Source organism: Cobetia sp. L2A1 (genome assembly GCF_009796845.1).
In the GTDB taxonomy this organism is placed as follows: Bacteria; Pseudomonadota; Gammaproteobacteria; order Pseudomonadales; family Halomonadaceae; genus Cobetia.
Map to the genome: position 1 here is coordinate 3,629,196 of NZ_CP047025.1, position 13,888 is coordinate 3,643,083.

Sequence of the window (13,888 nt, forward strand, 5' to 3'; positions counted from 1 at the left end):
TCCCTTGTTCTTTTAATGTAAATATCAAATTCTGCCGTCGCGGCATGACAGCAATCACCGACATAACACGCAATAGGATGGGCAAGGGACAATGCCTGCCCCGCTGATCAGCCCATGATAGAATCGCCAGGCTCGTCAGCTGGAATCCGAGTAGATCATTAATGTCTGTTGTGGTCCTGACGGAAGCGATGGATCGCGGCAGTCATGACTGCCGTCAGCTCGCCATCGTCCGCAGTCGCCGGCACACCAGAAGCATTGGCGGCACGACGCGGCGCAATGGCGGGTGGCTCAGGTGCAAAGCGGTCCACCAACTTGGCCATCGCCATCATCGCGACTACCAGCAGACTCAGAAACACGAACACGAACCCCATCCCGAACACCATCAGGTTCAAGCCTTCACCGAGCAGATCATTCTCTTGCATGCCAGTGTCCTCGATTCTGTCTTATTGTCGAGCTGCCTTGTGAACAAGCGGCCTTGCCGTACGTTTCTAACAGGCCGTACGTACCATCAGCAGATGATACAAGACGGACACAGCTATCCGCCGGCAGTCCCTGTCGGTGCGCTCATGCAAAAGCATCAAACGCTTGTTGGTCGCTCTAAAGTGCCTGATTCCACGGCAATTGCAATGACACCATCGTTGACCTCACAAGCCCTGGCGCGGGCCGGCCGCATCGGCATCGCGCCGATGGAAGGCGTAATTGATGACATCACGCGCGAATGCCTCACCGGCCTTGGTGGCTATGATTGGTGCGTCACGGAGTTTGTGCGCGTGACCCACGTCAAGCTGCCGCCACGAGTCTTCAAGCGTATCTGCCCAGAGTTAAATGAGGCGTCGCCGACTTATACCGCTCGCACTCGGCACGACACGCCGGTTGCCTTGCAACTGCTGGGCGCTGATCCTGCTGCACTGGGCATCAATGCCAGCGTCGCGGCGCGCATGGGCGCGCCAAGTGTCGACATCAATTTCGGCTGTCCTGCCAAGACCGTCAATCGACACGATGGCGGCGCAGCATTACTGCGCTCACCAGATCGCGTCTTCCGCGCGGTAGAAGGTGTGCGTGATGCTCTCAAGGGCAGTGGTGTGCCGGTGACGGCCAAGATTCGCCTTGGCTTCAATGACCGCCGCCTTGCACTTGCCTGCGCTCAAGCGGCTCAGGCGGGCGGCGCCACTCAGCTGGTCGTGCATGGCCGCACCAAGCAGGAAGGCTATCGCCCCCCCGCGCACTGGGAATGGATAGGCAAGATACAGTCAGAACTCACCATCCCCGTGGTGGCCAACGGCGATATCTGGGACATGCACTGTTACTGGCGTGCCCGCTCCCTCTCTGGTTGTCGCGATGTGATGCTGGGCCGCGCTGCATTGGCAGACCCCTTCCTTGCCGCACGGATCAAGCATTGGCAGGCCACTGGCGAACTGCTGCCGGAGACGGACTGGACACAGCGCGCCCAGGTACTGCTGGCACATGCCGAACGCTGCTCACATCTCCCGGATAAGGTCATGGTGCCGCTACTCAAGCAGTGGATGAACATGATGCGCCAGAGCAATAACGCTGAGGCCGAAATGCGCTTCCAGGCCATCAAGCGTCATAAAGGACGCGCAGAGTTCTTCTCAGGCCTTGTCGCCGGTACAGCGTTGACACTGCCACCTAGCCTGCTGACTTCCGTTACACACATGCCAGAACTGGCATCAGCACCACAACCTGAAACCACGCTTGCTTGATGAGTGCGCCTCTCTGCTCTCTCCTCTGCATCACCTAACTGATGTAGCCACAAAAAAGGCGCCCTTCGCGAAAAGGACGCCCATGACAATTATCCGCCCACATGGAGGTGAGCGACATTACAGTCGAGCAAGCAGACAGCCATCATATATCGCACGAACCGCTAAAAAGACGCGACCTCCGTAGGCCGCTCTATCTAAGGGAAGGGTGTTCTGAGCAATATGTTTTTCTTTCAGACAAAGAAAAACCCGTCTCGATGAGACGGGTTTTTCAATTGGTGCGCCCTGGAGGATTCGAACCTCCGACCGCCTGATTCGTAGTCAGGTACTCTATCCAGCTGAGCTAAGGGCGCATAAACCTGTAAACTTGTGGCCTGAGTCTCTCACGAGATTCAACAGGACTTTCTCTTGCATGGTGCAGTGGTGCGCCCTGGAGGATTCGAACCTCCGACCGCCTGATTCGTAGTCAGGTACTCTATCCAGCTGAGCTAAGGGCGCATCTTACTGCATTTGTACCTAATGGTGGAGAGAGAGGGATTCGAACCCTCGATAGGGCTATAAACCCTATACTCCCTTAGCAGGGGAGCGCCTTCAGCCACTCGGCCACCTCTCCGCATCAGGTACGGCGCATATCTTACTCATTTGATTAGGCTTTGTCTAGCCTCTGCGTCTATTTTTTGGCTTCAATGTTAGACATCTCAGACCAAATCAACAGCAGGCTCAGGGCTGCGCGCGCCTGGGCAATCTCCCCGCATGAACCAAACCAAGACGATGGCTTGCCTGTCGTCGTGTCTCGTTCGAGGGAGCGAGCATATTACCCGACCAAAAGACGTCTGTCTTCCCCTTCGTGAGAAAAAAGTTATCTTTTTCCCTTATGGAACACTGACTTGAGGCTAGCTGCCATCAAGAATGGCATTCAGGGACTGTCACGACATCGTGCTCGGCGCTCAATGACCGCCAGGGGACAAAACATGAACGCCAGCCATGGGGACAAAATGGCTGGCGTTCATGTTTGCACTGCGTGTGACTTGTACAGTTCTCAGGTGCATTACGCATTCAGGCGATAGCGTCACCATTATCTTCTTTTTCGCGCTGAATACGCTGGTAGATCTCTTCGCGATGAACGGCAACTTCCTTGGGGGCGTTCACACCGATACGCACCTGATTACCTTTCACACCTAGAACGGTGACGGTGATGTCATCACCAATCATCAGCGTTTCACCCACTCTACGGGTCAGGATGAGCATGACTGATCTCCTTGTCAGTAATTCATACGGCTTGGACTACAACGGGATATGGCGGCGAACGACGGGACATGCCGAGCGCCGTTAAGCATGAAGCGTGAGGTTCGGATTATGCGTGATGCACGCGCCGACGGCCAATGCCACCCTCTTATCACAACCGATAAGCTCGTTGAATGAAAGCGCCCGATCCATCACTTATCCCCCGAGGAGAAAAGACTGACGAATCGGGCGGCATTCACTCGATTAACTGATGCGCGAATAATGTTCTCGGGCTCAGTCAGCCATCATTTCAATTAAAAATTAATAACACATTGATAATAATGGTTTTTATAAAAAACCCTCGAACACCACACGAGGTGTCAGACGACAAGATCAAGCCATTTCGTCGCTGACAGCCTCTGCATCCAGGCCAAAGGCAGTGTGCAGAGAGCGTACTGCCAGCTCCATGAACTTCTCGTCGATCAAGACAGAAATCTTGATTTCAGAGGTAGAGACCATCCGGATGTTGATGCCCTCTTCCGCCAATACGCGGAACATCTTGGATGCCACGCCCGCGTGAGAGCGCATGCCAACTCCTACCAGTGAGACCTTGGCGATGTTGTCATCCGCACGCAGTTCTCCACCGCCAACGGACGGAATGACGATCTCGGTCAAAATGCGCTGAGTCGCCTTGAAGTCGCTCTTGGCGACAGTAAAGGAGAAGTCAGTCGTATTGCCGTCCGGAGAAACGTTCTGGACGATCATATCGATTTCGATGTTGGAATCGGCAATCGGACCTAGAATCTTCGAGGCAACACCCGGAATATCCGGTGTGTTGAGCAGCGTCAGCTTGGCTTCATTGACGTTGAAGGCGATGCCAGAGATCAGCGGTTCTTCCATGTTGTCTTCTTCCTCAGCGACGATCAGGGTACCCGGGCCGTCCTCGAAGGAGGACAGGACACGCAGGGGAACGTTGTACTTGCCGGCGAACTCTACCGCACGAATCTGCAGAATCTTGGAGCCCAGGCTCGCCATTTCCAGCATTTCTTCGACGGTCACCGTTTCTAGACGGCGAGCCTTGGAACACACGCGCGGATCAGTCGTATAAACACCATCCACATCAGTATAGATCTGACACTCATCGGCCTTGAGTGCTGCTGCCAGAGCGACACCGGTCGTATCCGAGCCACCACGACCAAGTGTCGTGATGTTGCCATCACCATCAACACCCTGGAAGCCCGCCACGACGACGACCTTGCCAGCATCGAGGTCCGCACGCAGGTCATCGGTATCGATATGCTGAATACGCGCCTTGGTATGGGCGCTGTCGGTACGAATACCGACCTGGGCACCGGTATATGAGGTCGCGCTGACGCCAATCTTTTGCAGCGCCATCGCCAGCAGGGAAATTGTCACCTGCTCACCAGTGGAGACCAGCATGTCCATTTCGCGCGGCGTCGGATCATCATTGATCTCGCTGGCGAGACCGATCAGTCGATTGGTCTCGCCGCTCATGGCGGAGACAACCACGACTATCTGATGTCCTTCATCGCGGAACCGCTTGACCTTCTCGGCGACGGCCTTGATGCGCTCAACTGAGCCGACCGAGGTGCCTCCGAATTTTTGAACGTATAGCGCCATGTGCGTTTCCGTTTTCCGTGTCCGTTTGCGTTGCCTCACATGATCTACATGCGAGCCCAAAAAAGAGGCCGGGTCTCCTCGTAAGAAGCCCGGCCTTCATCTTGTTACGTTAGCCCAGCTGAGCATCTACCCACGCCGGCACGCCGGCCAGCGCACCTGGCAGCGAAACGGCATCACTACCGCCGGCCTGCGCCATGTCAGCACGTCCGCCCCCCTTACCGCCGACTTGCTCAGCGACGTGACGCACCAGGTCACCCGCCTTGATACGAGAGGTCAAATCATCGGTGACACCCGCGATCAGGCTGACCTTGTCACCATCAGCTACGCCTAACACCAGAATACCGGAGCCCAGTTTGGATTTCAGGTCATCCATCAGGCCACGCAACTCCTTGCCGGAGACACCTTCGACCTGCTTGGCCAACACCTTGAGACCTTGAACATCAGCGATATCGCCGAGCATGTCACTGGCGGATGCAGAGGCCAGCTTGGCCTTGAGGCGCTCGAGCTCTTTCTCGAGGCCGCGATTGCGCTCCAGCAGGCTAGTCACACGCTCTTCGACCTGCTCCGGTTTGGCCTTGAGACGGTCACCGAGACGAGTCAAGCGGGCTTCCTGTTCCAGCAGGAAATCTCGCGCCGCTCGGCCAGTGATGGCTTCAATACGACGCACGCCAGCCGCAATACCGGTTTCAGCGACGATATGCATCTGACCGATATCACCCGTGCGCTGGACGTGAGTCCCACCACACAATTCGATAGAGAAGGCGTCAGCACCAATGGTAAGAACGCGAACCTCTTCGCCGTACTTGGCATCGAACAACGCCGCTGCACCACATGCCTTGGCTTCGTCCAGCGTCATGAACTCGATCTGTGTTGCAGCGTTGGCCAGAATCTGGGCGTTGACGATGCGCTCAACCTCTGCCAACTGCTCTGCAGTCATTGCTTCAAAGTGACTGAAGTCAAAGCGCAGACGCTCGGCCGTCACCAGTGAACCTTTCTGCTGAACATGCTCACCCAACACCAGACGGAGTGCTTCGTGCAGCAGGTGAGTGGCAGAGTGATTGCGCACGGAGGCGGCACGTAGCTCGGAATCGACCTGCGGACGTACCGCATCACCCACCTTGAGCCCGCCTTCAACCAGCACACCGTGATGCAGATGATGGCCTGTCTGCTTCTGAGTATCACTGACCTGGAAGCGACCAGCGTCAAGATGCAGATAACCGGTATCACCCGCCTGTCCGCCTGACTCGCCATAGAACGGCGTCGTATCGAGTACCACGATACCCTTGGCGTCTGCGGCGAGCTGCTCGACGGCATTGCCTTCATTATCGAACAGGGCCGTGACTGTGGCTTCACCGTCCAACTGATCGTAACCGGTAAAAGCTGTCTCGCCCTCAAGCTCCAGGTTGGCAGAGTAATCGCCACCGAAGTTGCTCGCGGCACGCGCACGCTCGCGCTGTGCTTCGAGAGCTGCATGGAAACCGGCTTCATCCAGCTTGAGCTCGCGCTCGCGGCAGATATCGGCAGTCAGGTCATACGGAAAGCCGTAGGTATCGTAAAGCTTGAAGATGGTATCGCCGTCGAGGGTGTTGCCCTCAAGAGCGGCGATGGCTTCTTCGAGCAGCTTCATGCCGTGCTCCAGGGTACGAGCGAACTGCTCTTCTTCCTTGAGTAGCACGCGCTCGATCTGCGCACGCGCGGCACGCAGTTCCGGGTAGGCATCGCCCATCTCGGCGTCCAGCGCTGCGACCAGCTTGTGGAAGAAGCTGCCACGCGCACCCAGCTTGTGGCCATGACGCACCGCCCGACGAATGATGCGACGCAGTACGTAACCACGCCCTTCATTGGATGGCAGCACGCCATCAGCAATCAGGAAGGAGCAGGAACGGATGTGGTCAGCCACCACACGCAGCGACGGTGTGGCGATATTATCGTGACCGATGATCTCGGCAGCGGCTGCCAGAAGATTCTGGAACAGATCAATCTCGTAGTTGGAGTGCACACCCTGCATCACGGCAGCGACACGCTCCAGACCCATGCCGGTATCGATGGACGGCTTGGGCAATGGGTTGAGGTTGCCAGCAGCGTCACGATCGAACTGCATGAAGACCAGATTCCAGATCTCGATGTAGCGATCACCATCTTCATCCGGACTGCCCGGCGGGCCACCGGCAACGTCTTCGCCGTGATCATAGAAGATCTCGGAAGACGGACCACACGGTCCGGTATCACCCATCTGCCAGAAGTTGTCTTCGTCCAGGCGCGAGAAACGCGTCTGGTCGATACCGACTTCATTGAACCAGATGTCACGGGCTTCGTCATCGCTGACGTGCACGGTGACCCACAGCTTCTCTTTTGGCAGACCGAGCTCTTCGGTCAAGAATTTCCAGGCAAACTGAATGGCTTCACGCTTGAAATAGTCACCGAAACTGAAGTTACCCATCATCTCGAAGAAGGTGTGGTGACGTGCGGTATAGCCAACGTTGTCTAGATCATTGTGCTTGCCGCCGGCACGTACGCAGCGCTGTGCAGACGTTGCACGCGTGTAGCTGCGCGGATCACGCCCAAGGAAGACATCCTTGAACGGCACCATGCCAGCGTTGGTGAACAACAGTGTCGGGTCATTGTTCGGTACCAGCGAGCTGGTAGGAACGATGGTATGACCCTGCTTCTCGAAATAGGTCAGGAAGGCGTTTCTGATTTCTGCGCTTTTCATAGAGGTTCCGTAGCGATGTGCGTAAAGACGCTCCGGGGGTCTTCTGCATGACTTCCACATGGCTTCAGCATGTTCATCCATGTGGGTATGCATGGAGGTGCAATGAAAAGCATGAAAGAAGGCGCCTGCCCCGTGCCGTCGCAAGACGACCTAGTATAACGCCTGTTCGCGCAAGCTAAAGGGGGGTAAATACCTTGAGGGGCTGGTTTTCGCGTTCCAAAGCGCCGTCGGCAGATCTTATTTGAGAATTGGTCCACGGCAATCCACTGACAGCAGCACCTCCTGCCAGGCTTGCGGCTACTCTTCGCCTTCGTCGCTCCAGGCAGCAGACATCGCATAGCGAAGCTGCTCGTAGTCGAAGCCGCGCTGAAGGAGAAAACGTTCGCGTCTTGCGCGTTCTTTCTGCCCATCGCCGGCTGACGAGAAGCGTCGCGCCAGTGTTTCACTGGCCAGTTCAAAGAAGTCCACCACGTCTACATGCCCAAAGACATCCGGCGTAGGGTCACAGGCTTCACGCATCACGGCATTCAGCGTCTCGTTATCGATACCACGTTGGCGCAGCTCTTGCTGAATACGCCTAGGACCTTGTCCTCTGAGCACCCGAGTTCGTAGAAAGCTGGCCGCGAAACGGGTATCTGACTGCAATCCCTCCGCTGCCATGCGTTCGAGCACATCATCAATCAGTAGCTCTACATCAAGCTCCGGCGTCGCTTCGCCATCATCATCAGATTCTGGGGCAAGCATTTCGCTGGCCGGCTTGAGGTAGTCACGGCCTTTTAGATAGTCGTATAGCTCGCGGCGACTGTGCTCCCGACGCGCCAATCGAGCGATGGCGTCACTGCGGGCACGCCGGTAAGGGCTGGCCTCGCCTGATTCAAGCGGCTGATACTCGGGGCCTGCCATATCTTCACTATCGTCGTGCATGATCATACCTCTAGTGATTAGCGAGAAAATCCGCCCAGCTTGAGCGAACCTGATGTCGGCTGACAGGACCTTGATTGCTCCTCTGAAAAGCACAGCGCCCGCCTCCGATGGACGGGGCGGGCGCTGATATGGCACGGATGGCATCGCACGGGTAACGTGTGTAGCCCGGCGAGTGACTCACCTTCGTGTCAGAACACGTCTTATCACGTGCTCGTCAAACGTACTCAGTCGAGATCGAGGTCATCTTCACCCGGCACAGCAGCAGCCTTGGCCGGCTCTTCCTTTGCCTCCGGCGGTGCCAGCAACTGAGCGCGAATCTGTGCTTCAATTTCTTCCATCACCGCAGGATTGTCTTCCAGGTACTGGGCAGAATTAGCCTTACCCTGACCAATCTTGCTGCCTTTATAGCTATACCAGGCACCCGCCTTGCCTACCAAGCCACACTGCACGCCCAGATCAATCACCTCACCGGCATGATAGATGCCTTTTCCGTAGAGGATCTGGAACTCGGCCTGACGGAACGGCGGTGCGACCTTGTTCTTGACGACCTTGACGCGAGTTTCGTTACCGGTGACTTCATCGCCGGACTTCACGGAACCTGTACGACGGATATCCAAACGTACGCTTGCGTAGAACTTCAGGGCATTACCACCCGTCGTGGTTTCGGGGCTACCGAACATCACACCGATCTTCATGCGGATCTGGTTGATGAACACAACCATGCAATTGGCGTTCTTGATGTGACCTGTGACCTTGCGTAGCGCCTGAGACATCAGGCGTGCCTGCAAACCAACGTGAGAATCCCCCATCTCGCCTTCAATTTCAGCGCGCGGCGTCAGTGCTGCAACCGAGTCGATGATGATAACGTCAACACCACCGGAGCGTACCAGCATGTCGACGATCTCTAGCGCCTGCTCACCGGTATCCGGCTGAGAGACCAGCATATCGTCCAGATTGACGCCCAACTTCTCTGCATAGGACGGATCCAGTGCGTGCTCAGCATCGATGAAGGCGCAGACTTTACCCTGCTTCTGCGCCTGAGCGATGACCGAAAGCGTCAGGGTCGTCTTGCCCGAAGACTCCGGCCCGTAGATTTCCACTACGCGTCCGAGTGGGAGACCCCCGATACCGAGCGCAACATCCAACCCCAACGAGCCAGTAGAAATAGACGGCATGGTCACACGCGGGGTATCGCCCATGCGCATGACGGCGCCCTTGCCGAACTGACGTTCGATCTGGGATAGCGCCGCGTTCAGCGCCTTGGTGCGATTGTCGTCCTGTGCCATGTGGCCTCCTGTCGGACGGCGGTGCCACACGGGCAGCCACCTGGAATGAGGAAATACTGAATCTACAATACGGATTCTGAAATACAGTGCTCTCGGTGCTGAAGTGACAGCATGGAAGCATGCGAGTGATGCAATCGCTGCCAGCCTAGTGGATCCAGCATCGCAGCAAAACCCTGTATACATGGACAGTATGATGCCGCAAGTTGCGTCACTCTGCCAGTCCAGTGATGCGCTTTTTCAGACAGGAGCCTCAACGCTTAGTCTTGCATTGCCTGCACTCGTTGGATCAAGCCCTGCAGAGCAACGCGCACGGCCGCATTCCTTACCGTTTCACGATCACCAGCAAAGTGATAATGCTCAGCTCGTTGTGTAGCTTCACTACCCCATGCCAGCCACACAGTGCCCACTGGCTTCTCCTCGCTACCACCGCCAGGCCCTGCCACTCCGCTGATCGCGACACCCAAGTCTGCCCCGCTATCACGACAGGCACCGCGGATCATCTCGCAGACCACCATTTCAGAGACAGCGCCATAACGCGTCAACGACGCCTCACTAACCCCTAGCAAGCGCTGCTTGGCAGCGTTGGAGTAGGTTACGTAGCCCGATTCGAAATATCCGGAGCTGCCTGCAATGGCGGTAATCGCACAGCTCACCCCGCCGCCAGTACAGGACTCGGCAGTCGTGACCTGCAGTCCCTTAGATAACGCCAACTCTTGCAGATGCTCGGCCAACTCACTGATGGATGCACTGGTAGAGGGACTGCAGGATGCACTGACGGAGGATATCTCAGACGTGACGCCAGATGGTTCGTGCACGGTTGGCTCCCCGATTGGCTGGTAAATAGTGTGAGTGTCGTGGATGGCGCGTCACCGGCATTGGAGCCAGACACACCAGTCCGTAGAATATTGGGGCATCCAGTATGCCTCGCTCCAGCATGCCACTTTCCAGCATGTCTTTTGAGCAGTGTGCCTCTTTCACCGTTGCAGTGCAGTCAAGGAAGTCCATGGCCATGGCCAAGAACAGCGCCCCGCAGATGACGCCAATGATGACGCAGTACATGAAGATCAAGCGCGAGCACCCCGGCGTGCTGCTGTTCTATCGTATGGGCGATTTTTATGAGCTGTTCCATGACGATGCCAAGCGTGCATCTCACCTGTTGGATATCACTCTGACGGCACGCGGTAGCTCCAATGGCGCCCCGATCCCGATGGCTGGCGTGCCCTACCACAGTGCCGAGGGCTACTTGGCACGACTGGTAAAAATGGGCGAATCCGTCGCCATCTGCGAGCAGATTGGTGATCCCGCAACCAGTAAAGGCCCCGTGGAGCGCAAGGTCGTTCGTATCGTCACCCCGGGCACCCTACATGATGAGGCACTTCTGGATGCCAGCCGCGATAACTTGTTGGTAGCACTGCATCGTGATGGCGATAGCTGGGGTCTGGCCGCGCTTGAGCTTTCCTCCGGACGCTTCAGCGTGCTGGAGGTAGAGGGTGATGACGAGCTAATGGCAGAAATCCAGCGCCTATCACCTGCCGAGATAATGGTGGGCGAGAACCGCACACTCCCCGCGAGCCTCACCTCACGCCCCGGCCTGACACGCCAAAGCGACTGGCACTTTGATCATGAAACAGCGCTACGTCTGCTGTGTGATCAATTCGGCGTGCAGGATCTCAATGGATTTGGTTGCAGCCACCTGACACGTGCCGTTACCGCGGCCGGTGCTCTGCTCGACTACGCTCGCGATACTCAGCGTACCGGCCTGCCACACGTAACCGCCCTGAGCGTGGAAAGTCGCGATGACTCTGTCGTCATCGATGCCGCCAGTCGTCGCAACCTCGAGATTGACACCAATCTTGGCGGCGGTAGCGAGAACACACTCGCCAGCGTTCTAGATGTGACTTCTACAGCGATGGGGTCACGTCTGCTCAAGCGCTGGCTGAATCGTCCGCTACGCGATCAGGAGCAAGTTGGACTTCGTCAGGCAGCCGTTCAGCGACTGATGGATGGCGATTACCCTCTGGAGCTGCAAAGCCTGCTCAAGCGCATCGGCGATGTGGAACGCATCCTGGCGCGTGTCGCGCTGCGCAGCGCCCGCCCACGTGACATGGCACGCCTGCGCGATGGCCTCAATGCACTACCAGAGCTACGCGCAGTGCTTGCCAGCATCGGAAAGGGCAGCGCTATCGATGATCTACGCGAAGCGATCCGCCTTTTCCCTGCGCTATCCGCCATGCTCAGTGAGGCAATAGTCGAAAACCCGCCCGTGGTGCTTCGCGACGGCGGCGTCATCGCGGATGGCTTTGATGACGAACTTGACGAGTATCGTGGTCTTTCCGAAAACGCCGGCCAGTATCTGATAGCGATGGAAACCCGAGAGCGTGAACGTACGGGCATCAGCAATCTCAAGGTTGGCTATAACCGTGTGCACGGTTACTTCATCGAGCTGCCGCGCTCCCAGTCAGCCCAAGCACCAGTCGACTACATCCGACGCCAGACACTCAAGAATGCCGAGCGCTTCATCATCCCTGAGCTCAAGGAGTTCGAAGACAAGGCACTATCTGCCAAGTCCAAGTCACTGGCGCGTGAGAAGCTACTCTATGAACACCTGCTGGACGACCTGAACACCGAACTTGATGGTCTACAGCAAACCGCTCGTGCCCTTGCCTCGCTAGATGTCCTCAACGCCTTCGCCGATCGTGCGACAGCGCTGGACTTCGTCCGTCCACAGCTTATCGAGACACCGGGAATTAATATCGAGGGCGGACGCCACCCAGTCGTGGAACATGTCAGCGACCACCCCTTCGTGCCCAATGATGTGCGCTTCGATGATGCACGTCGCATGCTAGTCATCACCGGCCCCAACATGGGCGGTAAATCGACTTACATGCGTCAAACGGCACTGATTGCGTTATTGGCCCATACCGGCAGCTTCGTGCCAGCGACTCGTGCTGCCATTGGCCCGCTGGATCGCATCTTCACGCGCATCGGGTCCTCGGATGACCTGGCCGGCGGCCGCTCTACCTTCATGGTCGAGATGACCGAGACCGCCAGCATTCTGCACAACGCCACCGACGAGAGCCTGGTGTTGATGGATGAGATCGGCCGTGGCACCTCGACGTTTGATGGCCTTTCGCTGGCATGGGCAAGCGCCGAGCATCTCGCGCGCGCGCGGGCCTTCACCCTATTCGCCACTCACTATTTCGAGATGACGGCGCTCCCCGAGCACGCAGATGGCGTCGTCAATGTCCATCTGACCGCTGCTGAACATGGTGACGGCATCGTCTTCATGCACCGCGTCGAAGAAGGCCCTGCCAGCCAGAGCTACGGTTTGCAGGTCGCGCAGTTGGCGGGTGTACCACAAAGCGTGATTCGTCGGGCGAGAGAGAAACTCACCAGTCTTGAGCAACAGGAAGTCGATCGTCCGCCTGTCTCACGACAAGATGCGCAAGGCCAGCCGGTGCCACAACAGAACGATTTATTTGCTGCCCCGCCGCATCCCGTCATCGAAGCACTGGATAACCTTGACCCTGATGACCTGAGCCCCAAACGTGCACTGGAGCTTATCTACGAATGGCGACAGGCCAAGTAAGTGCCTGGCGAAGCAGTACAAATACTCGACAGTACCCTCTGGGCATAGCACCATTCCAAAACGATCCGCCTGAGCAGATTGCGAGGGCGGCAGAGCGCTACTAGAATAGCGCCTTATAACGCATGCGCCGCTTATAACCTGAACCATGATTCCGCCCAGACGGTACATGGTCGGCGCCTGGACAACGACCCACGATAGCGACGCCGACCCGCGTCAGGAGATCTGCATGGCATTCATCGTCACCGAGAACTGCATTCGCTGCAAATACACTGATTGCGTGGAAGTTTGCCCCGTAGATTGCTTTTACGAAGGCCCTAACTTCCTGGTGATCAACCCGGACGAGTGCATCGACTGTGCGCTGTGTGAGCCGGAATGCCCAGCCGAAGCCATCTTCTCTGAAGACGAAGTGCCGGAGAATCAGAAGGAATTCATCGAGCTCAATGCTGATCTGGCCGAAGTGTGGCCAAATATCAGCGAGAAGAAAGATGCCATGGCGGAAGCCGAGAAGTGGGACGGTGTCGACGGCAAGCTGGAATATCTGGAACAGTAGCATCTGGAACATCAGCATCTGCCCTGACCAGAGGCTGACCGCAATACCAGGAACGGCTGCCGCGCTGACAAGCGCGGCAGCCGTTCCTGCATCTGGCCTCGCCATGAAATTTCAGGCACAAAAAAGGGCGACCCCGTAAGGTCGCCCGCTCCAAGCGTGTCCCTGTCGATCCATCCTGGATCGTATTCCTGAGTGCTGTCCCTGCCCTTCGCAACATCCTGTCACTCGGAGCGCACTTTCACG

General features: G+C 57.0%; 10 protein-coding genes and 3 tRNA genes. 3 read left to right on the forward strand and 10 right to left on the reverse strand.

Features of this window, described 5'->3' with window-relative positions; translation table 11 throughout:
- Window positions 1–158 precede the first annotated feature (158 nt).
- Window positions 159–422, reverse strand: coding sequence for an OadG family protein (locus GQR90_RS15400; protein WP_158774870.1), 264 nt, complete (start codon window positions 420–422; stop codon window positions 159–161).
- Between the two features lie 264 nt (window positions 423–686).
- On the opposite strand from GQR90_RS15400, the gene GQR90_RS15405 reads away from it, so the two are divergent.
- Window positions 687–1,721 (forward strand): tRNA dihydrouridine synthase, encoded by a 1,035-nt coding sequence (locus tag GQR90_RS15405; RefSeq protein ID WP_158775598.1) that lies wholly within the window; start codon window positions 687–689, stop codon window positions 1,719–1,721.
- Between the two features lie 273 nt (window positions 1,722–1,994).
- On the opposite strand, the gene GQR90_RS15410 is transcribed toward GQR90_RS15405, so the two are convergent.
- The 9 genes from GQR90_RS15410 to GQR90_RS15450 all read right to left on the reverse strand — a co-directional run bounded on the left by GQR90_RS15410 (window position 1,995) and on the right by GQR90_RS15450 (window position 10,321).
- Window positions 1,995–2,071, reverse strand: a tRNA-Arg gene (locus GQR90_RS15410).
- 68 nt (window positions 2,072–2,139) lie between these two features.
- A tRNA-Arg gene (locus GQR90_RS15415) sits at window positions 2,140–2,216 on the reverse strand.
- A 22-nt stretch (window positions 2,217–2,238) separates the two neighbouring features.
- A tRNA-Ser gene (locus GQR90_RS15420) sits at window positions 2,239–2,331 on the reverse strand.
- 443 nt (window positions 2,332–2,774) lie between these two features.
- Window positions 2,775–2,966, reverse strand: a complete 192-nt coding sequence (gene csrA / locus GQR90_RS15425; RefSeq protein WP_158774871.1) for a carbon storage regulator CsrA — start codon at window positions 2,964–2,966, stop codon at window positions 2,775–2,777.
- Window positions 2,967–3,335: 369 nt separating this feature from the next.
- A complete protein-coding gene (locus GQR90_RS15430) occupies window positions 3,336–4,583 on the reverse strand; it encodes an aspartate kinase (protein ID WP_158774872.1) in 1,248 nt (415 codons plus the stop codon).
- A 109-nt stretch (window positions 4,584–4,692) separates the two neighbouring features.
- Window positions 4,693–7,296 (reverse strand): alanine--tRNA ligase, encoded by a 2,604-nt coding sequence (alaS, locus tag GQR90_RS15435; RefSeq protein ID WP_158774873.1) that lies wholly within the window; start codon window positions 7,294–7,296, stop codon window positions 4,693–4,695.
- Between the two features lie 297 nt (window positions 7,297–7,593).
- Window positions 7,594–8,220 carry a regulatory protein RecX gene (locus tag GQR90_RS15440; protein WP_233266346.1) on the reverse strand — a complete coding sequence of 209 codons (627 nt, stop codon included), beginning with the start codon at window positions 8,218–8,220 and terminating at the stop codon, window positions 7,594–7,596.
- Window positions 8,221–8,444: 224 nt separating this feature from the next.
- On the reverse strand, window positions 8,445–9,506 hold the full coding sequence (recA, locus tag GQR90_RS15445) for a recombinase RecA (protein WP_158774874.1): 1,062 nt from the start codon (window positions 9,504–9,506) through the stop codon (window positions 8,445–8,447).
- A 257-nt stretch (window positions 9,507–9,763) separates the two neighbouring features.
- The gene (locus GQR90_RS15450) at window positions 9,764–10,321 is read right to left on the reverse strand and encodes a CinA family protein (RefSeq protein WP_442778527.1); all 558 of its coding nucleotides are present in this window, start codon (window positions 10,319–10,321) and stop codon (window positions 9,764–9,766) included.
- 194 nt (window positions 10,322–10,515) lie between these two features.
- Between GQR90_RS15450 and mutS the strand changes: the two genes are divergently transcribed.
- Together mutS and fdxA are read left to right on the forward strand one after the other, a co-directional pair.
- Window positions 10,516–13,095 (forward strand): DNA mismatch repair protein MutS, encoded by a 2,580-nt coding sequence (mutS, locus tag GQR90_RS15455; protein WP_158774875.1) that lies wholly within the window; start codon window positions 10,516–10,518, stop codon window positions 13,093–13,095.
- A gap of 226 nt (window positions 13,096–13,321) precedes the next feature.
- Entirely contained in the window at window positions 13,322–13,645 is a 324-nt protein-coding gene (fdxA, locus tag GQR90_RS15460; RefSeq protein WP_158774876.1) for a ferredoxin FdxA, read from the forward strand.
- The last annotated feature ends 243 nt before the right edge of the window (window positions 13,646–13,888 follow it).